Genomic DNA, 21,312 nt, shown 5'->3' on the forward strand with positions numbered 1-21,312 from the left:
CCGGAGTATAATAATAAATCAAAAATAGATCCAGAATAGACCCTAGCTGGCAGGTGTTTTACCATTCAACAGGAAAACCCCCCTTTCGTAACTTATTCGAAAAACGTATTCATCCCCCTAACCAACGTCTGCAGGAACCACTGCGCATACTGCGGGTTCAGACGCGACCCCGGACATCCCGAAGCCAGGCTCATGAAACCCGAAGAGGTAATCCCCATCCTTGAAAACGGGGCAAAAGCAGGGTGTACGGAAGCTCTTTTCACCTTCGGGGAATATGCCGAAGAACTGCCCGAATACTGCGAATGGCTCGAAGTCCTGGGGTATTCTTCCACCCTGGACTACCTCATCCGGCTCTCCGAAATCGCTATCGAAATCGGGATCCTGCCTCACACGAATGCAGGCGTCATGACCCGCTCGGAACTCGAAGCCTTAAAACCCCTGAACGCCAGTATGGGGCTCATGCTCGAGACCACCGCGGTCCTGGAAGCCCACAGGGACTGCCCCGGCAAGGAACCGGAGAGGAGAATCGAAACTATCCGGGAAGCAGGAAAGCTCCGTATCCCCTATACCACTGGTTTGCTTGTGGGGATAGGCGAAAGCAGGGAAGATAGGATAGAATCCCTGGAGACAATTGCAGCCCTGCACGGGAAGTACGGGCACATCCAGGAAGTTATCATCCAGAACTTCGCCCCAAAACCCGGGACTCCAATGGAAAAGCATCCCGAGCCAACGGCAGAAGAGATGATGGACACCGTAGCCCTTGCCAGGCAGCTTTTGCCCGCAGACGTTGCCGTGCAGGTAGCCCCGAACCTTATCGACCCGAAGGTCCTGATCGCAAAAGGAGTTTCGGACCTGGGAGGAATTTCCCCTCTTACCATTGACTGGATCAACCCGGAAGCCGAATGGCCGGACGTCAGAGCCCTGCAGGCAAAACTCGGGGGTATCCCCCTCAGGGAACGCCTGCCAATCTACCCGCAGTACGTCAGGAAGGGCTGGTACCCGGAAAGGATTAGCGGACTTATAGAGCGGCTTTCCGACAGGGAAGGTTACAGGAAACCCCCCGAAAACGAGTATGCCGAGGAATAAAAAATGGACAGAAGAATCCCGGACGACCTCATCGAACGTGCCTATCAGGGAAAGAACACGAAAGAAGACGCACGCCTGCTCCTGCAGACTCCGCCTTTCGAACTGTTCAGGTTTGCGGACGAGCTCCGCGCCCTTGCCGTGGGAGACGAGGTCACATATGTTGTGAACAGGAACATAAATTTCACCAGCCGATGCGTTGGAACCTGCGGGTTCTGCGCATTCAGGGACAATAAGGGCTACATCCTGAGCCTTGAAGAAATCCTTGCCAGGGTAAGGGAAGCAGCCAGTGCAAAAGCCACGGAAGTCTGCATCCAGGGAGGGCTTTTGCCTGATGTGGGCCTGGACTTTTACCAGGGAATAGTCGAGGCCATAAAAGCCGAATGGCCGGAAATGCACGTCCATGCCTTTTCCCCCATGGAAGTCTACCATGCCGCCCACATCAGCGGAATTACTGTAAAAGAAGCCCTTTCCAGGCTCAAGAAAAGCGGACTTGATACCATGCCAGGGACGGCTGCAGAAATCCTTTCCGACCGCGTACGGGAAATCATCTGCCCCTCGAAACTCAGGACAGGAGAATGGATTGAAGTGGTCAGGCAGGCCCATGCCACAGGGATTCCCACAACCGCAACCATGATGTACGGGCATGTTGAGACCCCGGAAGAGAGGATAGAGCACATCCTTACGGTCCGGGAGATCCAGAGGGAAACCGGCGGCATTACCGAATTTGTCCCCCTCCCGTTCATGCCCTACAACAACCCGATAGGGGAAAAAATGATCCGGGAAGGCAGGTACGCCACCCCCGGAACGGAAGACCTGAAAATTTACGCAATCTCCAGAATCCTTCTCCATACCCATGTCGAGAACATCCAGACAAGCTGGGTGAAGCTCGGGAAAAAACTTGCCCAGTTTGCCCTCCACTGCGGAGCCAACGACCTGGGAGGCACCCTGATGGAAGAGAGCATTTCAAAGTCAGCAGGGGCGAATAACGGAGAACTCCTTTCGGCTGAAGAACTGGAATGGATGATCCACGGGGCCGGCAGGGTCCCTAAAGAGAGGAATACCCTTTACAGGGGAGTGAATAAGCTGGCAGTTTCCGGTCGCAAAAAAGCGGCTGGGTATGGAACGCTCCAGTGAAACCGGGGAAAGGAAAGAAGCCCGGGCCTACAGGAAAAACCAGATTAGACAAAACACGGACAGGAATGATCGGGATGGACAGTAAAAAACCGACAATCTCCGAAGACGTCATTGAAAGGGCGTACCGGGGAAAATGTACAAAAGAAGATGCCTTTACCCTGCTTGAGGGAAATCCTTTCGAGCTTTTCACGCTTGCCGATGAATTACGCGCCCTTGCCGTGGGCGACGTGGTCACCTATGTAGCAAACAGGAACATCTACATCACAAACAAATGCGTCGGAACCTGCGGGTTTTGCGCCTACAGGACCGGAGACGGATACATCCTGAGTGTCGAGGAAATCCTGGAAAAGGTCGCATGGGCCGAAAGGGCAGGAGCCGTTGAGGTCTGTGTGCAGGGAGGGTATACGCCGGAAGCGGACATGGAATTCTATCTTGAGATCATAGAATCCATAAAAGCCGAGTTTCCTGAGATGTGCATCCATGCCCTGTCCCCGATGGAAGTCAACTATGCAGCAGGGATTTCCGGCATGTCCGTGGAAGAAGCCCTCGGAAAACTTAAGAAAAGCGGGCTGGACTCCCTTACCGGGACCTCAGCGGAAATCCTGTCCGACAGGGTAAGGAAAATTATCTGTCCGAGCAAGATCAACACCCGGCAGTGGATTGATACTATAACCGCAGCCCACAAAACCGGGATTTCCACCAACGCAACCATCATGTACGGGCATGTTGAAACCCTGGAAGAGCGCCTTGACCACGTTTTTACAATCCGTGAGATCCAGCAGGAAACGGGCGGCTTTACAGAACTTATTCCGATGTCCTTTTTGCCCTACAATAACCGGATCGGGGAAAAAATGCTTGCATCCGGGAAGTTCTCCAGCACCGGGCTTGAAGACCTGCAGCTCCTGGCGATTTCCAGGGTGATCCTGCACACCCACGTCAACAACATCCAGGCCACCTGGGTAAAACTCGGAAAAAAACTGGCACATGTAGCCCTCCACTGCGGGGCCAACGACCTTGGAGGGACCCTTATGGAAGACCAGATCTCCACAGCCTCCGGCGGCAGCCACGGGGAATATGTATCTCCAGAAGAATTTGAGTGGATGATAAAAGGTGCAGGAAGAATCCCGATGCAGCGGGATACCCTTTACAGGCAGGTCGAACCCCGCCCGGGCAGCCAGGGAACAGTCCCGAGCTGCAAGAGAGCAGGAATAGGTAGCAAGGAATAAGAAAGCCGAAGGAACCAGGTAAAAATTCCCGGCACCACAAAAACGAAGAAGCAGCAGGAGTAAAGATGAGAGCCGTAATTCCCTATAAGAAAGCCGGTGCAAAATCCCGATTGTCCCCTGTCCTCAGCCTGGGGGAAAGGGAAGAGTTTGTCGGAATCATGCTGGACCAGGTCATAGCCTCCCTCGAAGAAGCCGGAATCGAAAAAATAGATATTCTCAGCACTTCGGGCTACGGGCTTGAAGCTATGGAAAAAGCCAGAGTGCTTATTGATGAAAATGGGCTAAACGAAGCCCTTAACCTTTATCTGGAACAGGCAGGAGAACCGGTTCTGATCGCAATGGCAGACCTTCCTCTGCTGTCCCCCAAACATATAAAGGAAATTATCTCCACCGAAAAGGATGTCTGCATCGTCCCCGGAAAGGGGGGAGGGACAAATGCCCTCTTTATCAGGAATCCCTCCCTATACCAGGTGAAATACTACGGCTCAAGTTTCCTGACCCACTGTTCGATAGCTACCAAAGCCTGCCAGAGCCTGGAAATCTACGATTCCTTCCTCGCAGGCACGGATATAGACGAACCGGAAGACCTGGTAGAACTACTTATCCACGGAAATGGACCCTCAAAAGCCTACATAGACGGTAAGTTCAGGCTTGAAGTCAGCAAAGGAAGGGTCAAGCTCATTCCGCTTTGAACGCGGAGAAAATGCCTGCAGACCTTTAAGACCCGAAGGGCTAAGCCGGAAGGGCATCTTTTAGAGAAAACTCCGGAAGCATCGTAATGGTCAAATAATTTTAAAGTAAAAGGTATGTGGGGTACGAGGGAGAATCGGGCAGTCGGAAAAAACAGGACAGGCCCAAAAACAGTTCACCTGGCAGGACAGATGAGAATTAGTTCCTAAGACCTGGTAGAAAAAAATATCACAGAGTGGGGAGAAACCTGAATAAACAGGAAGAAAGTCCGGCACAGTAAATAGCTGAAGCGGAAAATAGGACTTCAAGCCGGGATTATCTTAAGTAACAAAAACTATATGTTAGAGAATTATTATTATCTGCTTTAAATTGTCTTATTTCCACAGCTAACTTAGTATATAACTTAACACATTAAATAAGTTGATACGTTCAATAAGTTGGTACAGTCAATAAGTTGATACGTTCCGAGTTGATGCGTTCAATAAGTTGATACATTCAATAAGTTGATACGTTCAATAAGTTGATACGTTCCGAGTTGATGCGTTCAATAAGTTGATACGTTCAATAAGTTGACGTTATCCATAATTATACATATTCATAAGCTGCCATTTACCAATTAATTACCTTAGTTTGCCGTCAAATATAACAGGTGAGTTAGTGAGCATAAAAGTAAACAGATACAAATGCGGATATTGTGGTACCTGTGTGGGAGTCTGCCCCAGAGGGGCACTCGAACTTGTAGAAACCTGGTTGGAAGTAGATGAAAGTATGTGCATTTCATGCGGGATGTGTGACCGTATTTGCCCGGTGGGGGCAATTGAGGTAATGAAATGAAAGACCGGTACGATGTCATAGTGGTCGGAGCTGGCCCTGCGGGCTCCATTGCCGCGAAAACTGCGGCAGAGAAGGGACTTGACGTACTTTTGATTGAAAAGCGACAGGAAATCGGGGACCCTGTACGCTGCGCCGAGGGTGCGAGCAAGATATACCTCAAGAATCACGTGGAGATTGACAAAAAGTGGATCTGTGCCGACCTGAAAGGCTCCAGAATTTACGCGCCGGACGGCACATTGATAGAAATGGCAGAAGAAATCTCCGGCGGGGAAGTCGGCTATGTTCTCGAAAGGAAGATTTTTGATAGAGCCCTTGCGGAAAAAGCGGCAGAAGCGGGGGCAGAGGTAAGAGTCAAGACAAGAGCCACAGACCTGATCATCGAAGACGGCTTTGTGAAAGGGGCCAGGCTCATGCACCTCGGGAAAAAGTATGAGGTAAGGGCAGACATCGTCATAGGGGCCGATGGGGTTGAGTCCAAGGTAGGAAGGTGGGCCGGGATCGACACCGCCCTGAAACCTGCTGACATTGAAACCTGCGCCCAGTACCTGATGACAGGGCTGGACATTGACCAGGAATACTGTGAGTTTTATATAGGGGGAAAACTCGCTCCTGGAGGCTATGTCTGGATCTTCCCGAAAGGAGAGGGGAAGGCAAACGTAGGGATCGGCCTTCTCGGAAGTGAGACAGGAAAGTTCAAGCCAAGACCAATCGACTATCTGAATAAATTTGTGGAGAAACGATTCCCCGAAGGCAGGATTATAGAAATGGTTTTAGGAGGGGTCCCGGTCTCAGGAAGCATTGAAAAAACCTCAACAAACGGGCTCATACTTGTAGGAGATGCAGCCCGCCAGTCCGACCCTATCACGGGCGGCGGGATCATCAATGCCATGGACGCCGGGAAAATCGCAGGAGAAGCAGCTTACGAAGCCATCTCCGCAGGAGACGTTTCCGAGGAAATGCTTGAAGAAGCCTATGAAAAGCGCTGGAGAACTACCGTAGGCCATGAAATTGACATGAGCCTCGTCGTCAAGAACTGCTTCATCAACCTGGACGACGAAGCCCTGAACTCCCTTGCCCATTCCCTCAAGGACGTGAAGTTCGAGAGAATGCTACTTCTGGACCTCCTCTACGCCCTCTTCAAAGCCAACAAGAAACTGCTCTGGGACCTCAGGGTACTTTTCAAGGATGCGGCAAAAGAAGTGGCGAAAAATAAGCTCTGATTCCCCGGAAACAGGGTTTATTCCTTTTTTTAATATATTTTTATTCGGCATGATAGTACTCTCAAGTACTTCCAAAATACACAAAATGCCATAGCTTATGCCTATTGCCGATTGACTATCCTTGTAACAAGCTACAAGAGATTCTGTTGAAAAGAAAGTCTTTTCGTAACGAAAATGCAAGTCGCTTTCTTCATAGACTACTACAATTAAATCTGAAATTCACTTGTTCCAGAACTCCGGCGTAAAGAGCAGGATGACGGTGTAAACTTCAAGCCTTCCGATCCACATGTTTGCAATAAGGACCAGCTTCCCGACAGCGGGGATGGAGTCAAAGGTGCCCATGGGGCCTACCAAATTCAGGCCGGGACCGATGTTCCCAAGGGTTGCGATGGAGGCCGTGATTGAAGTTATGATGTCCATGCCTAGCACCGAAAGGATGAGGGCTCCCGAAAAGAAGACAAGGAGATAGATCACAACAAACGAGACGATGGAGTTTACAACTTCTTCAGGCACGGTTTTGTTGTTGAACTTGATGCCCCGGACAGCCCGAGGGTGCATTGTCTTGAAGAGTTCCGCACGCCCGTGCCTGAGCAGCATTAGGATGCGCACGACCTTGATACCTCCCCCTGTAGAACCTGCACAGCCACCTACGAACATGACCATAAGGAGGATCATTTTCCCGGATTCGGGCCAGAGATTGAAGTCCGTTGTGGCAAACCCTGTGGTGGTCATGATGGATACCACCTGGAAGATGGCAAACCTGAAGGAATCAACAAGGCCTGTCCCAAGATCCCGCCAGAGCAAGAGGGTCAAAAGCCCGGTTGCCCCAAGGGTGAGAGCAGTATAAAAACGGAACTCGTCATCCTTGAACAGGAAATTCTTGTCCACGTAGATAGCCCTGTAGTGAAGGGCGAAGTTAGCGCCTGCAACAAACATGAAAAAGGTGATTATGAACTCTACGAGGGGGCTGTTGAAAGCCTCGATACTTGTCCCGTAGGGGGAGAAGCCTCCGCAGGCCATGGTGGTGAAAGTATGGGTTACAGAGTCATAGAGAGACATTCCCGCCAGGAGAAGGGCCACGACCTCCAGGACAGAAATTACCATATAGACCATCCAGAGGATCTTTGCTGTTTCCCGGATCCTGGGCTTGAGCTTATCCTCAGTGGGACCCGGAGCCTCGGCACGGAAAAGCTGCCTGCCTGCAACCCCGAGTTTGGGCAGGATAGCAATGAACAAAACGATGATACCCATGCCGCCAAGCCACTGCATCATAGACCTCCAGAAGAGGATGCTCCTTGAATGGCTTTCAATATCCACAAGAATGGTGGAACCTGTGGTCGTAAAAGCTGACATGGACTCAAAAAGGGCATTTAAAGGGGAAATCCCATCCAGAACAAAGGGAATAGCCCCAAAAACGGCAACCGCAAGCCAGCCAAGGCCAACGATCGCAAAACCTTCCTTACGCAGCCATTCTCCCTCTGTTTTGTAAGTAAGCAGGAAAAGACCGGTAACGGCCGTTATCAAAATTGAAATCAGGAAGGGGACCAGAGATTCATTATAATAATATGCCACAGCCAGCGGGATGATCATTAGCATCCCCAGGAGCCGGAGCAAACCGCCAAGAACATAAAAAACAATTTTAAAATTCATGCGGATCCTCTGTTTTTGCAGCATCCCAGGTTTTTATAACTATGCATATCCATCCCTTTCCTGAAAAATTTTTCTTACCTGAAAAATTTCTCCACAAGCTGAACCGTGGAAGATAAAGCAAAGATAATCACCCTATCCCCTTCCCGGACCACAAAATCCCCTCTAGGGACGATGATATCATCATTACGAACCACCATGGTGATGATCGCGCCCTTGGGGAACTTAACCTTGTTGAGGGCTTTTCCTACAATCTTTGATTCCCTTGAAGTAGTATACTCAATAATTTCCGCCTTTTCCCCTTCAAGGGTAGCAAGGGTCTCGATACCCCTACCCATAGTAAGTTTCAGGACTTCATTTACGGTTGCCTCTCTGGGGCTCACCGCCATGTCGATGCCCACCATCTCGAAAAGGGGCACATAGTCCGAGCGGTCAGACCTGGCAATCACTTTCTTCGCCCCGAGCTGTTTTGCAAGAAGGGAGCAGAGAAGGTTTTTCTCATCGCTGTCCGTAACCGCAACGACAACGTCCATCTCCTCGATATTTTCTTCCCTGAGGAGACCTACATCCGTACCGTCCCCGTTCAGGACCAGGGCTTTTTCCAGCACCTCCGCGACTTCGATGCAGCGGCTTTTCCGGTTCTCAATGATCTTGAGGTCCGAATTTTCATCCCTATCAAGTATTTTGCATAGGTAAAAGCCAACAATCCCACAGCCAATAACAAGAATTCTATTCCTGTGAGCAACCTCACCTCCGAAAACACTGCCGAGGGTTTCCATTGCCTGTGGCTTGCCTATGACCACCATATGGTCGTTTCCCTTGATGATATCGTTCCCATGAGGGATAATAATCTCATTGTCCCGGAAGACTGCGCTAACGATGCAGCAGTCTGCAAGCTTGAGATCCTGCATCTGCTTGCCAACAAGCCTGTTTTCAGGTCTGATGGCGAACTCCATCATCTGGACCTTTCCCTCCGCGAACATTTCAGCATCGATAGCTGAAGGACTTGCCAGTACCTCTGCAACCTCGGATGCAAGAGCAAGTTCGGGACAGATCATAAGGTCAACCCCGACCTGGGCCCTGGAAGTCACTGGCATATCAATGTAATCGGGGTTGCTGACCCTGGCAATGGTCTTCGATTCCCTCCACCCGGGCCTGGCCCTGATAATCAGTTTGGCCGTCATGCAGGCTACGATGTTTACTTCATCGACCCCCGTGACAGCAACCAGAATGTCTGCGTCAGGAAGCACATTAGCAAGAACGTCGGCATTCGCACCGTTTCCTTCCACTACCTGCACGTCAAGTCCATCCGCCCTTTTCAGGGCATCTTCATCTTTTTCGATTACGATTACGTCGTTTGTGAGGGAAAGAGCCTTTGCAATATGATAACCAACTTCACCTGCGCCGATTATTACCGCTTTCATACGATTTTCCTTCGAAAAAAGGACTGTTTTCTGATAGATAAATCTACTTATTTAAGTAACCTTTGGAAATTCGGGGAAAATGACCCGGAATTTCACATAAATTACTTCCACGCAGCCTTTCTGTAAGCCACGTATACTAGAAAATGTACAAATATATATAAAGATTTTTAAAAATATCTAATTAAAAAAATTAGACATGAAAGATTAGGAGAAGATATGCGGGGGGGACAAAAAAAGTGAGTAAGAGAGTAAGTAAATGGGTAAGTAAGTCAAATAAAAAAAGTTTGAATATTTGAAGAGATCAAAAAATCCGGAAAAAGGAAGATTCAGGAAAAAAGAAAAAGTTAAGGAAAAAGAAAAAGTTAAGGAAAAAAGAAAAAGTTAAGGAAAAAAGAAAGTTCGGGAAAAAAAAGTTAAGGAAAAAAGAAAGTTCGGGAAAAAAAGTTAAGGAAAAAAGAAAGTTTGGGAAAAAAGAAAAAGTTAAGGAAAAAGGAAGTTCGGGAAAAAAGAAAAAGTTAAGGAAAAAGGAAGTACCGGGGAAAATAATTTCCGGCTTTCAGCCTTCAAGGGCATCCTTTACTTTCTCAAAAATACCTTTGCTCTTCTTTTCCTTTCCTGTCTCGCCCTTTTCGCTTTTACTCCTGGCATCTGCTGGTTTCTTACCCTTCCCAAGGTATTCAAACTGCTCAAGCAACTCTTTTTGCTCTTTGCTCAGCTTTGTAGGCGTCTTGATAACAACCCTGACAAGCTGGTCTCCTTTCCCATGCCCGTGCAGGTGCTGGATACCCTTACCCTTGAGCCGGAAAACAGAGTGGGTTTGAGTCCCCGTAGGGATGTTCATCTTTACCTTTCCGTGCAGGGTTTCAACCATTACGTCAGCCCCCAGGGCAGCCTGCGGGAAAGAGATGGAAAGTTCGGATATGACATCGTAATCAACCCGTTTGAAGTACCTGTGCTCCATCACATGAATAACGACATAGAGGTCTCCGGTTGGTGCCCCCGGCTCTCCTGCTTCCCCTTCCCCGCTAAGGCGAAGGCCAAGGCCCGAATCAGCCCCTGCAGGAACATTTACAGTAAGCTTTCTCCGTTTCCTGACCCTTCCGGAGCCACCGCACTCGGGGCAGGGAAACTCAATGATCTGGCCCCTACCGTGGCAGGTGCTGCAGGCCGTGGTGCTTACGAACTGCATACCGAAAGTCGAATGGGTGGTGCGTACCTGCCCGGTGCCCCCACAGGTGGGACAGCGTTTTGGGCTTGTACCTTCCTTGGCTCCGGTCCCGGAACAGACGGAACAGTTTTCAGTCCGGGGGACATCGATATCCTTCCGGACCCCGAAAGCGGCCTCTTCAAAAGTTACGTAGAGGTCGTACTGGAGGTCAGAACCTCTCCTGGGACCCCTGGGTCCCCGCCTGCCTCCGCCAAAGAACATCTCAAAAATATCCCCGAAGCCTCCGAAGTCCGCGCCCCGGAAGATGTCCTCTGCCGAGTACTGCCCATCAATTCCGGCATGCCCGAAGCGGTCATACTGAGAACGCTTTTCAGAGTCGGAAAGAACGGCATACGCTTCGGAGATTTCCTTGAATTTTTCCTCAGCCCCGGCGTCCTTATTCCTGTCAGGATGATACTGCAGGGCAAGCTTCCGATAGATTTTCTTAATTTCATCCGCTGAGGCGTCTTTCGAGACTCCGAGAATTTCGTAATAATCACGTTTAGTGGCCATCAAGATTCCCTGTTATGTTAAAAAAGATAAAGAATGCCGGAACCGGGGGCTGCAGCTTACCGGTCCGGCCTGATACTATCAAAGTTTGTTTTAATTACTGTAATTCGTTTTTATTTACCCTTTACGCTTTCTTCTCGTCGTCGACAACTTCATAGTCAGCGTCAACAACCGTGTCCTCCGGACCTTTCGCGTCTGAAGGACCTGCTTCGCCGGCTTCCTGCGCCTGTGCAGCTGCCGCTTCCTGGGCCTTCTGGTAGAGCAGTGCGGAGACCTCATAAACGGCTTCCTGGAGGGCTTCGGTCTTTGCCTTTATGTCCTCCATATCTTCGCCTTCAAGGGCTTTCTTAAGGTCCTCAATTGCAGCGTTGATCTTTGTCTTCTGCTCTTCCGTCGCCATATCTTCGGCTTCTTTGAGGGTCTTTTCCGAAGCGTTGATCAGGCTTTCGGCATTGTTCCGGGTTTCGACATCTTCTTTTCTCTTTTTATCTTCTTCGGCGTGCAGTTCCGCATCCCTGACCATGCGGTCGATCTCCTCATCGGAGAGTCCGCCCGGTTTCTTGATGGAGATGGACTGTTCTTTTCCGGTCCCGAGGTCCTTTGCATTCACATGCAAGATCCCATTTGCATCAATGTCAAAGGTAACTTCGATCTGGGGCATGCCTCTCGGAGCAGGGGGTATACCGTCCAGAATAAAGCGGCCAAGAGTCTTGTTTTCGGCAGCAATCCCACGTTCTCCCTGCAGGACGTGGATTTCTACAGAGGGCTGGCTGTCAGCAGCAGTTGAGAAAATCTGGCTCTTCTTTGTCGGGATTGTGGTGTTTCTCTCGATAAGCGGAGTGGAAATACCCCCGAGAGTCTCGATACCGAGGGTAAGGGGACTTACGTCGAGCAGAAGGACATCCTTGACCTCCCCGCCAAGCACCCCTGCCTGAATAGCTGCTCCGACGGCAACGGCTTCGTCAGGGTTGATGTTCTTGTAAGGCTTCTTTCCAGTGAAGTTTTCTACAAGTTCGACGACAGCAGGCATTCTGGTTGCCCCTCCGATGAGGATTACCTTTTCAATGTCGCTGGGAGTAAGTTTGGAATCACTGAGTGCCTGACGCATGGACACGAGAGTCTTTTCCAGGAGGTCTTCAGTCATCTTCTGGAACTGTGCCCTTGTCAGATCAACGTCCAGGTGCTTGGGATCGCCGTCCGGCCCTACGGTCAGGAAGGGAAGGTTCACATTGGTGCTGGCAACCCCGGAGAGTTCTATCTTGGCCTTCTCTGCAGCGTCCTTTAAGCGCTGGAGCACGGCTTTATCTTTGGAGAGGTCGATTCCTTCGGTCTTCTTGAACTCTGTGAGCAGGTAATTTATGATCCTCTGGTCGAAGTCATCTCCACCAAGGCGGGTGTCTCCGCTGGTTGACTTGACTTCGAAGACCCCGCCCCCAAGTTCAAGAATGGAAACATCAAAGGTTCCGCCGCCCAGGTCGTAGACAAGGATTTTCTGGTCCACATCCCCTTTGTCAAGCCCATAGGCGAGAGAAGCTGCAGTAGGTTCGTTGATGATCCTTAAGACTTCGAGACCCGCAATCTGCCCTGCATCCTTTGTGGCCTGCCTCTGGGCATCGTTGAAATAAGCGGGAACGGTAATTACAGCCTGCTTGATATCTTCCCCGAGGTAAGCTTCGGCATCGTTCCTGAGCTTCTGAAGGATCATTGCGGAAATTTCCTGCGGAGAGTATTCCTTTCCATGAAGGGACACCCTGTAGTTTGCATCTCCCATGTACCTTTTGATAGAGCTGACAGTGTTGTCGGGATTTGAAACGGCCTGCCGTTTTGCAACCTGGCCTACAAGCTTTTCCCCTTTCTTGGAAAAACCGACTACCGAAGGCGTGGTCCTACCGCCTTCTGCGTTGGGAATTACAACAGCTTCTCCGCCTTCCATCACAGCCATACAGGAGTTGGTTGTACCAAGGTCTATGCCCAGTATTTTCGCCATATTATATCACCATAAATTAGCTAACTTAAAGATGTCTTTAATGTGTATTGGTTTAATCTGAATTTGTAAAATTGAACTGTAAATCCAAGCATTTTATTCTTAGTATTATGCTTCGTATATATGTGAAGCCCAGCTTAGAGGGATAAAGAGCCTGATTCAGCTTTTTGACCCATTCAGCTTTTTAGCCAGGGATTATGCAAACCCCGGACAATAGGCTTTTTAACTTGTCCTCGGGAGAGTTATAATGCCTCCTGAAGGGCTTATTGACCCGTAGATATTATAAGTAACCCACCGAGGTAATTATTAATCAATAGAGGTACTTATGACCCGTAAAAGAGCTTATTCTTCTTTGGGCTCTTCATCACCGGGATTCCGGGCCACAGAGACCATGGCAGGCCTGATAACCTTTGAGTCCAGAGCATACCCGGACTTGTAGACCTGAAATACCGTGTTGTCGGGAATTTCTAAAGTCTCCACATGCTGCACGGCTTCGTGCTTGTAAGGGTCAAATTCGACGGCCTTTTCACACTCGATTTTTTCAAGCCCGTGCTTTTCCAGAACCGAGTCAAACTGCCTGGAAAGCTGCTCAAGCCCGTTTATAACCGAAGCCATGTCCTCCGTAGATCTGGAGGACTTCAGGGCCCGTTCGAAGTTATCAGAAACCTCGAGGAAGTCAAGCAAAACTTTCTCAAGCACGGTTTTCCGGTATTCCTCCATCTGACGGGCGCTCCGCTTCCTGAAATTATCAAAGTCAGCTGCAAGGCGGGAAAGCTGGTCCCTGAGCATATAATTTTCTTCCCTGCAGGCGGCATCAGCACTTATTTCAGCCCCGGAGGCTTCAGATTCATCTCCTGGACTTTGCTCTGTTGCCCCGGAACTCTCAGAATCCAGCCGGGATTCTTCCTTTCCGGAGCCCTTATTTTCTTTTTTACCGGGTTTTTTCATTTGCAGTATCCCCATTAAAAAATGTTAACGGTTTCGCTCGTCATGACCTGTGATTGTTTGTAATTCTATAAATAGTTTACGCATGAAAAAAAGCGTTTCATCAGGAAAAAATAAGAAAAAAGAAAAATCAGTAAAAGCGGTCCTCAAGTTTGTAAGAGAGTATTTTAAGCATTACCACACTTGCGACCATTGAAGCGGCAACTGCCGAAGTTACCTGTTCCCATCCCAGGGATGAAATTCCTCCTCCAAGGGCAAACTGTACGCCCCCGACAAGAGATACGAGCACGAAAGAAAGCCCGAAACCCGCAATTCCACCCCCTACAAGGGACCCTATGGGATCCATCCCGTGCCGTTCATAAAAGACCATACCGGCAATAAACATTATCGCAAAGATCAGAAGTACGAGTGCGAGAGGCAGGGGGCTTGCTTTAGTTAAAAAAATCTCAAAAAGCCCGAGACCCATGTCAACCAGAAAGATCCCCATAAGGACCGAGACCGAGAGAGTCTTGACAAAAGGGTTCTCGAATACCGAGGGAGAATCAGAATTTTTGCTACTTATATTACCAGGCACCCTTTGAAGTTTTATAAAGTATAGCTTCCTGAATATAAACTATATAAATTATATAAAGGTTTACTTACTGCTCACCATTTTTACTCACGGCCAGCCAATTAAGAGCTCACTTTTCCTTCTTAGCTTGTCTCCTTATTATATCTTCTGAACCTTCCCGGCAATCTAAAATTTTCCAAAAGTATATGGCAACCCCGGTCTTCTTACCTTCGCAACAACCCAGGTCTTTTTACCTTCCCGGTGGTTCGATCCCGAGGTAGGGAGGCAAGCAATGGAACAGAACAAACAGTAATATAAAATGACCGGGTTTTTCCTTTCCGATGAAAATCCTGATTGCAGAATTTGCCGTCGGTACGGACGTCGAGAAGTCCCTGATCCCGGAGGGGGCAGCAATGCTCAAGACCCTTTCGGAAAGCTTTGCCCGTTTGGGGCACGAAGTGTACTACCCGACTGCCAGCACCAGGATCTGCGCAGGCACAGCTATCGAGTCCACGGCTGAGAACTTCCATCAGGTTATTGAGAAAAAGGCAGGAGAGTGCGATGCAGGGCTGTTGATCGCCCCGGACGAGATGCTCCCGGAACTGAACAGGCTCCTTGAAGAAAACACTACAAACCTGGGCTGTTCCCCGGAATCCACAGCATGCTGCGCGGACAAACTCCGGTGCACGGAATCCCTGCTGAATGCCGGGATAGGAGCTCCGGGGCTTGCGGCAGAGCCGGAGGAAGGGAGGCAGTACGTAATAAAGCCGAGATTCGGCTGCGGAGCCGAAGAGACTTACCTCGTCCGGGAATTCGAGCCTGGGGAGAAGGTCATTGCAAGCGAGTACATCGAAGGCATGCACCTGAGCGTAAGCCTTGTCGCGGGAGAAAAACCGCTCCCCCTCACGGTAAACCGGCAGTTCATCGAATTCGGGACGCAAAAATGCGTATCCGGGAAAGCCGGAAAAGAAAAGGAAGAAGGAGCAAAGTCCGGCATAAAATACAACGGCAGCCTTACCCCCTACGAAACCTCGAGAAAAACCGAACTGGTCGAAACCGCAGTTTCCGCAGCGAGCTGCCTGAACTGTTCGGGGTATGTGGGTGTGGATATCGTGCTTGCGGACCATCCTTATGTTGTAGATGTAAACCCGAGGCCCACAGCCTCACTTTTCGGGATCAGACGGGTCATGAAAGAGGAAATAGGAGACCTGCTCCTGAAGAACAAATTCGGAGGGCTTCCCGATTCGGTACACATCGAGGGAGAATACCGCTTTTCAAAAGACATGCTCGGAGAAATATTCGGACAAAATTAAAAAAAGGGATCAAGATGAAATCAAAGGTTATCGGGCTTGATATCGGAGGAGCAAATACCAAACTTGCTTCCTCGGACGGGACAGTTGTGGAACTGCACTACCTGCCCCTCTGGAAAAATACGCAACTTCCCGGGGTTTTAAAGGAGATTGCAGAGCAGCTCCGCCCCGAAAAAGTTGCCGTGGTAATGACAGGGGAGCTTGCGGACTGTTTTGAAGATAAAGAACAGGGCATCCGCTTCATAATGGAAGCAGTGGACGCCGCATTCGGGCCCGGGAAATGCTCTTACGTCAACAGCAAAGGAAGGTTCAGGCAGGAAAGCGAAGGGCTCCGGGAACTTGCAGCTGCAAACTGGGCGGCTTCAGCCCGGCTGATCGGGAGGGAACTTGGAGACTGCATTTTCGTTGACGTGGGAAGCACCACCAGTGACATCATCCCTATAATTGCAGGAGAACACATGGCAGGGCACACGGACTTTTCAAGGCTGCTCCGGAGCGAACTCGTATACGCGGGTACCCTCAGGACAAACCTTGCAGCCCTCCTGGAGAAAGTTAAACTTGAAGAAGGCTGCTGCCGGACCTCCTCAGAACTCTTCGCAACCACTGCAGACGCCTACCTCCTGCTCGGGGAAATCAGGGAAGACCAGTTCACCTGTGAGACCGCGGACGGGGCAGGCAGGAGCAGGACCGATGCAATGCGGAGACTCGCCCGGGTGATCTGTGCGGACCTTTCCGAAATCAGGGAAGAAGACATCCTCGAGATGGCCAGGCAGGTAAAGGAAAAACAGGTCTCTCTCCTGGCAGAAGCGATTTTTGAAGTCGCGGAAAAGAACGGGATCCGGAGAATTGCAGCCGCGGGGCTCGGGGAATTCATGATCAAAGAAGCCGCAGAGAGGCTCGGCTTTGAATGCGTCTCTGTTGCAGGGCACTGGGGCGAGGAAATTTCAAAAGTATTTCCAGCTTACGCAGCCGCTCGCCTGCTTGACTCCGAGAAGGCATAACTTGAAGATACGTCTGTAAGAGCCATAACAAAAGCAATAACAAAAGCAATAACAAAAGCAATATACAATGCAGCCAGAAGGCAGGCAAATATGAGAGTGGTCGTCAAACTGGGTGGAAGCCTGATCAGAGAAGCCACCGGAATAATTGACAGGCTCGTTGAAGAGTTTGCTCCGGGAGGGGTTGCTCAGGAAAAGGAAACCTTTGGAAAGGTAGCCTCTGAAAAGGTAGCCTCCGGAAAGGTAGCCTCCGGAAAGGAAGAAAGAAACCTGGAAAAGGAAGCTTCCGTGAGAGGCAGATCTGGAGAAGATAGTTCCGATACATGCCCTGAGTGCATAATTATCGTACCTGGTGGCGGGATCTTTGCAGATGCGGTAAGGGAGGCAGACAGGACGTTCGGGCTTGGGGCAGATGCTTCCCACTGGATGGCGGTGCTCGGGATGGAGCAGTACGCCTGCTGCCTTCTCGATAAAAGCAGGGCTGCGGCCACACACTCAATAAAGAACCCGGAACCGGGGGTTTCCATCTTTTTCCCCTACGGACTCCTGAAAGCCGAAGACCCTCTGCCCCATTCCTGGGACGTGACTTCGGACACGATTGCGGCATGGGTCGCACACCAAACGGGCGCCCGCTTCGTAAAGGTCACGGACGTTGACGGGGTTTTCCTGGAAGGGGAACTTGTAAGAGAGATTTCCGCCCCTGCCCTGGCAGCAACCGGGACGAGCTGTACCGGAACAAGCTGTACCGACAGGGCACTTCCGGAATTCCTCCTGAAAAACAGAATGGATTGCATGATTGTAAACGGGAAATACCCGGAAAGAGTGCTTCTGGCGGTGTACGGGAGGCCTGTGCTGGGAACGTGGGTAAAGGGGAATATTTAAATCGGATATTGTATATGAGTAGTGGAAAAGAAGCAAGCCGTATCCAGAAAGCATTGTTTCTGTTCAACTCACAGGATGCACAGGCCTATCACAGGTGCCGGAAAAGCAGGACATGGTGCATGAGGCTGGTGCTCTTTCACTGGAAATTCGTTACAAGCTCACTATATTAATAAATCGATATGGAGAATAAAATGTCACCAAACAAAGTTGAATACTGTACCTCATGTGGTGTCCGCCTGGAAGAAAAGGGCAACGTAAAGTTCCCCTGCCCCAAGTGCGGAGCCGAAGTCGGAAGATGTGTCAGCTGCAGGCAGCAGGGCAACGTTTACACCTGTCCGAAATGCGGATTCCAGGGACCCTGATTCGAGGAAAAAGCCCGAAAAGGCAAAAACCTCGGATACTCCCATGAAAATGGAAAAAGCAAATATACACAATAAACAGATTAATCGGATCAGATTAATATAATTGAGAGGAATAATATGGGCGAAGTAGCAGCAAAAATGAAGGTCATGCCGGAAACCGTTGAAACAGACCTTAACGAGCTGAAAGAGAAGCTCAGAGCCGCAGTTCCGGAAGGCGTCGAAGTGTACGGGGAAATCATAGAGGAACCCGTTGCTTTCGGATTAAAGGCCCTGATCGTCACCATAATTGTCGGAGACCAGGAAGGCGGAACCGAAGCCGTGGAAGAAGCTTTCTCAAAGGTCCCCGGCGCAGAGAACGTCCAGATTCTGGAACTCGGCCGTCTATAAAGGATAAAGGATACGGAAAAACCGGATATTCTCCGGGAAAACCGTCCTTTACATATTTAATTTTTCAGTTCCCATTTCCCATTTTTTCCGGAAAAGGGCTCGTAGATCAGGGGAAGATCGTTACGTTCGCAACGTAAAGGCCGCGGGTTCAAATCCCGCCGAGTCCATAATTAACTCTTATTAACTCTTATTTTCCCAAAGAATGCCAGATTTGCATTAATTGCCGGTTTTTACAATTTATACAATCTTTGGCTCCTCGCTTTTTTGTGTGTGTAACCCTCACAAAAACAGATGCGTTCTTGAATTGAAACTTGTCTTACCCACGAGAAATGGTGAAGAGCCAATCTTTTAGTTTGTACTCTGACAGATATGCAGGATATTTTGAGTGAAGAGATTTTATATAATACATAATCCTGTACATCGAGGAGACATAGGACACAAATTCACAAACTCAAAGCATAAAATTAAAATGCTTTAATTCGAATGGACCTTAAAAAGTGAAAAAATCGAATTTTGATTCAAATACTGGTTCTACCTTGAACCCAAATAAAACCAACGGAATCAAAACAAATCCCGGGACGTGTCCAGAATAAAAAACGCTGAAAAGACGAAAGAGAACGGCGACGAAGGAAAGTGGATGGAACAATTTCCCGCAAAAAACCCGAACCCTGTAATCAGGGTGAAAACTGACGGGACAATCCTCTACGCAAACAAAGCAGCTGCTCCCCTGCTGAAAAGCTGGGATGTGGAAGTGGGAGGAAAACTCCCTGAAATCCTGATAAATTTTGTTAGAAAAGTTACCGGCCGGGAAAGAGGAAAAGAACTTGAGTTGAAAGTTGGGGAAAGGGTGTACCTGCTGACCTTCTATTATGAGCCAGGGGAGGAAGCCATAAACATCTACGGTTTTGACATCAGTTCCCGGGTTCAGAGGGAAAAAGAAACGAAAAAAAAGCACCTCCGGCTGGAAAAAGCCCTCTGGAACAACCTCCAGATCATGGAAACCATGGTGGACACCATTCCCGCACCCGTATATTATAAAGACAGGGAAGGGAAGTACATGGGCTGCAACAGGCTCTTTGCAGACCAGATCATCGGGCTGCCGGAAGAAAAGATCAAGGGCTTCAAACTGACCGAACTGGAAACAATAATACCTCCTGCTACTGCCAGGGAGTACCAGCAGCTGGACATGGAACTCCTGAGGAAAGGAGGCAAACACGTTTACGAAACCGTAATCCCCTACCTGAACGGGGAGGAAAGAGAGATCCACGTCAGCAGAGCCGTTTACAGGGATGAAACGGAAAACTTTGCCATTCTGGTAGGGGTACTGCTGGATATAAGCGAACTTAAAAAGGTTGAAAAAGCCCTCCGGGACAACCTGCAGTTCCAGGAAACCCTCCTTGACGCGATTCCGACTCCCGTGTTTTACAAGGACATGAGGGGGATTTACCTCGGCTGCAACGAACTGTTTGCCAGCAGGATCCTTGGCCTTCCAAAAGAGAACATCGTCGGGCACTCCATGCGCGAGTTTGAGGATAGAGTCCCCCGGGAATTTGCTGATTTATATGAAAAATACGACCTGAAACTGCTCAGAGAAAACGAAAGCCAGAACTATGAAGCAAAAGTCAGGTGCGTGAAAAGGGGAGATATTCGGGACTTCCTCATTACAAAAGCCCTCTACTTCGATACTGCAGGCAAAAGGGCCGGGATTGTCGGCATAATGCAGGACATCACCAAGCGCAAAAAAGGCGAAGAGGTTTTGCAAAAAAGTGAAGAGAGGTACCAGCTGGCTGCAGAACAGACAGGGCAGATAATATACGACTACGACACCCAGGCAAACCGGGACGATTGGGCAGGGGCAATTGAAAAACTTACGGGATACAGCTTTGAAGAGTTCCAGAAATTCAACATAGAAGGCTGGGCTTCCCATATCCACCCGGAAGACCGAAAAAGAGCTATAAAGGCGCATTATGACAGCTTCGAAACCGACACTCCGTACCATGAAGAATACCGCTTCATGAGGAAAGACGGGAGCTATTTTTACGCAGAAGACAGAGGAATTTTCCTGAAGGACAGAAGCGGCCGAATCTACAGGATGCTGGGAGTAATCAAAGACATCACGGAAAGAAAAGCAGCAGAAGAAGCCCTTGAAAAGACCGGAAAAATCCGGAAGAGGGAAATCCACCACCGTATAAAGAACAACCTCCAGGTGATTTCCAGCCTTCTTGAACTTCAAGCAGAGAAATTTGATGACGAAGAAGTCCTCGAAGCTTTCAGAGAAAGCCAGAACCGTGTTGCATCAATGGCTATTATTCACGAGGAACTCTACGGAAGTAAAGACAAGGACATGCTGACCCTTGACTTTTCAGCATACCTCCGGAAACTGACCGCAGACCTCCTGAACTCCTACACCCTTAAAAGCGACAATATCAGGCTTGAACTTGACGTAGAGGAAATATTCATCGGGATAGACGCCGCCGTCCCCCTGGGTATCATCATCAACGAACTGGTCTCAAACTCCCTGAAACATGCCTTTACCCCGGAAAAACCGGGAGAAATCCGGATAAGTTTCCTGAGGACAGAAAACTATGAAAATGGCCGGAAAAACTCGAAAAACAGCGACAATGGAAACGGGGACAACGCTGAAAATGAAGGACAAAACGGGCTCAGCCTGATAGTTTCAGATAGCGGGGAAGGATTCCCAGAAGAAATTGATTTCAGGAACACCGATTCACTAGGCCTCCAGCTTGTGAACACCCTTGTAGACCAGATAGGGGGTACGATCGAGCTTAAAAAAGGAAGAGGCACGGAATTTTCGATCAGGTTCAGGGAACCTGAAAAATGAAGAGGAAAAATCCCGGAATAACAGCCAACGGTACAGGGGGACCGACCCCTGTATAAGGAAACTGAGTCCATCAA

At 49.3% G+C, this 21,312-nt stretch carries 18 protein-coding genes and 1 tRNA gene; 13 read left to right on the forward strand and 6 right to left on the reverse strand.

The features are described 5' to 3' along the window. Positions 1-63: 63 nt before the first annotated feature. The 6 genes from cofG to ACSAZK_RS04770 all read left to right on the forward strand — a co-directional run bounded on the left by cofG (position 64) and on the right by ACSAZK_RS04770 (position 6,190). Positions 64-1,086, forward strand: a complete 1,023-nt coding sequence (gene cofG / locus ACSAZK_RS04745; protein ID WP_440957102.1) for a 7,8-didemethyl-8-hydroxy-5-deazariboflavin synthase CofG — start codon at positions 64-66, stop codon at positions 1,084-1,086. 3 nt (positions 1,087-1,089) lie between these two features. Beyond that, the gene (gene cofH, locus ACSAZK_RS04750) at positions 1,090-2,220 is read left to right on the forward strand and encodes a 5-amino-6-(D-ribitylamino)uracil--L-tyrosine 4-hydroxyphenyl transferase CofH (protein ID WP_440956253.1); all 1,131 of its coding nucleotides are present in this window, start codon (positions 1,090-1,092) and stop codon (positions 2,218-2,220) included. A gap of 74 nt (positions 2,221-2,294) precedes the next feature. Next, a complete protein-coding gene (gene cofH / locus ACSAZK_RS04755; protein WP_440956254.1) occupies positions 2,295-3,446 on the forward strand; it encodes a 5-amino-6-(D-ribitylamino)uracil--L-tyrosine 4-hydroxyphenyl transferase CofH in 1,152 nt (383 codons plus the stop codon). 65 nt (positions 3,447-3,511) lie between these two features. Then, complete coding sequence (gene cofC, locus ACSAZK_RS04760; protein WP_440956255.1) at positions 3,512-4,138, forward strand: 2-phospho-L-lactate guanylyltransferase; 627 nt, start codon at positions 3,512-3,514, stop codon at positions 4,136-4,138. Positions 4,139-4,793: 655 nt separating this feature from the next. After that, positions 4,794-4,970 carry a 4Fe-4S binding protein gene (locus tag ACSAZK_RS04765; RefSeq protein ID WP_082090506.1) on the forward strand — a complete coding sequence of 59 codons (177 nt, stop codon included), beginning with the start codon at positions 4,794-4,796 and terminating at the stop codon, positions 4,968-4,970. Then, complete coding sequence (locus ACSAZK_RS04770; RefSeq protein ID WP_440956256.1) at positions 4,967-6,190, forward strand: digeranylgeranylglycerophospholipid reductase; 1,224 nt, start codon at positions 4,967-4,969, stop codon at positions 6,188-6,190. Before ACSAZK_RS04765 ends, ACSAZK_RS04770 begins: the two co-directional genes overlap by 4 nt. Before the next feature lie 219 nt (positions 6,191-6,409). Here the strand turns inward: ACSAZK_RS04770 and ACSAZK_RS04775 are convergent, their stop codons facing one another. The 6 genes from ACSAZK_RS04775 to ACSAZK_RS04800 all read right to left on the reverse strand — a co-directional run bounded on the left by ACSAZK_RS04775 (position 6,410) and on the right by ACSAZK_RS04800 (position 14,481). After that, positions 6,410-7,840: a TrkH family potassium uptake protein gene (locus ACSAZK_RS04775; protein WP_440956257.1), complete on the reverse strand. Its 1,431-nt coding sequence runs from the start codon at positions 7,838-7,840 to the stop codon at positions 6,410-6,412. A 74-nt stretch (positions 7,841-7,914) separates the two neighbouring features. Next, on the reverse strand, positions 7,915-9,261 hold the full coding sequence (trkA, locus tag ACSAZK_RS04780) for a Trk system potassium transporter TrkA (protein WP_440956258.1): 1,347 nt from the start codon (positions 9,259-9,261) through the stop codon (positions 7,915-7,917). Between the two features lie 556 nt (positions 9,262-9,817). Continuing rightward, a complete protein-coding gene (gene dnaJ / locus ACSAZK_RS04785) occupies positions 9,818-10,981 on the reverse strand; it encodes a molecular chaperone DnaJ (protein WP_440956259.1) in 1,164 nt (387 codons plus the stop codon). Positions 10,982-11,102: 121 nt separating this feature from the next. Further along, positions 11,103-12,965: a molecular chaperone DnaK gene (gene dnaK / locus ACSAZK_RS04790; RefSeq protein ID WP_440956260.1), complete on the reverse strand. Its 1,863-nt coding sequence runs from the start codon at positions 12,963-12,965 to the stop codon at positions 11,103-11,105. A 339-nt stretch (positions 12,966-13,304) separates the two neighbouring features. Further along, entirely contained in the window at positions 13,305-13,910 is a 606-nt protein-coding gene (gene grpE, locus ACSAZK_RS04795) for a nucleotide exchange factor GrpE (RefSeq protein WP_440956261.1), read from the reverse strand. A 127-nt stretch (positions 13,911-14,037) separates the two neighbouring features. Then, complete coding sequence (locus tag ACSAZK_RS04800) at positions 14,038-14,481, reverse strand: heat-shock protein (RefSeq protein ID WP_440956262.1); 444 nt, start codon at positions 14,479-14,481, stop codon at positions 14,038-14,040. 317 nt (positions 14,482-14,798) lie between these two features. On the opposite strand from ACSAZK_RS04800, the gene ACSAZK_RS04805 reads away from it, so the two are divergent. From ACSAZK_RS04805 to ACSAZK_RS04835, 7 genes are all read left to right on the forward strand, one after another. Further along, positions 14,799-15,770 (forward strand): ATP-grasp domain-containing protein, encoded by a 972-nt coding sequence (locus tag ACSAZK_RS04805; RefSeq protein WP_440956263.1) that lies wholly within the window; start codon positions 14,799-14,801, stop codon positions 15,768-15,770. Positions 15,771-15,784: 14 nt separating this feature from the next. Continuing rightward, positions 15,785-16,768: a hydantoinase/oxoprolinase family protein gene (locus tag ACSAZK_RS04810; protein WP_440956264.1), complete on the forward strand. Its 984-nt coding sequence runs from the start codon at positions 15,785-15,787 to the stop codon at positions 16,766-16,768. A gap of 90 nt (positions 16,769-16,858) precedes the next feature. Beyond that, on the forward strand, positions 16,859-17,647 hold the full coding sequence (locus ACSAZK_RS04815) for an amino acid kinase family protein (protein WP_440956265.1): 789 nt from the start codon (positions 16,859-16,861) through the stop codon (positions 17,645-17,647). 191 nt (positions 17,648-17,838) lie between these two features. After that, positions 17,839-18,009 (forward strand): HVO_2753 family zinc finger protein, encoded by a 171-nt coding sequence (locus ACSAZK_RS04820; RefSeq protein ID WP_440956266.1) that lies wholly within the window; start codon positions 17,839-17,841, stop codon positions 18,007-18,009. Positions 18,010-18,126: 117 nt separating this feature from the next. Further along, positions 18,127-18,396 carry an elongation factor 1-beta gene (locus ACSAZK_RS04825; protein ID WP_440956267.1) on the forward strand — a complete coding sequence of 90 codons (270 nt, stop codon included), beginning with the start codon at positions 18,127-18,129 and terminating at the stop codon, positions 18,394-18,396. 95 nt (positions 18,397-18,491) lie between these two features. Then, positions 18,492-18,563 (forward strand) — tRNA-Ala (locus tag ACSAZK_RS04830). Positions 18,564-18,976: 413 nt separating this feature from the next. Then, positions 18,977-21,238 (forward strand): PAS domain S-box protein, encoded by a 2,262-nt coding sequence (locus ACSAZK_RS04835; RefSeq protein WP_440956268.1) that lies wholly within the window; start codon positions 18,977-18,979, stop codon positions 21,236-21,238. Positions 21,239-21,312 lie beyond the last annotated feature (74 nt).

Origin of the sequence: Methanosarcina sediminis (assembly GCF_052056915.1) — an archaeon.
Lineage (GTDB): Archaea > Halobacteriota > Methanosarcinia > Methanosarcinales > Methanosarcinaceae > MTP4.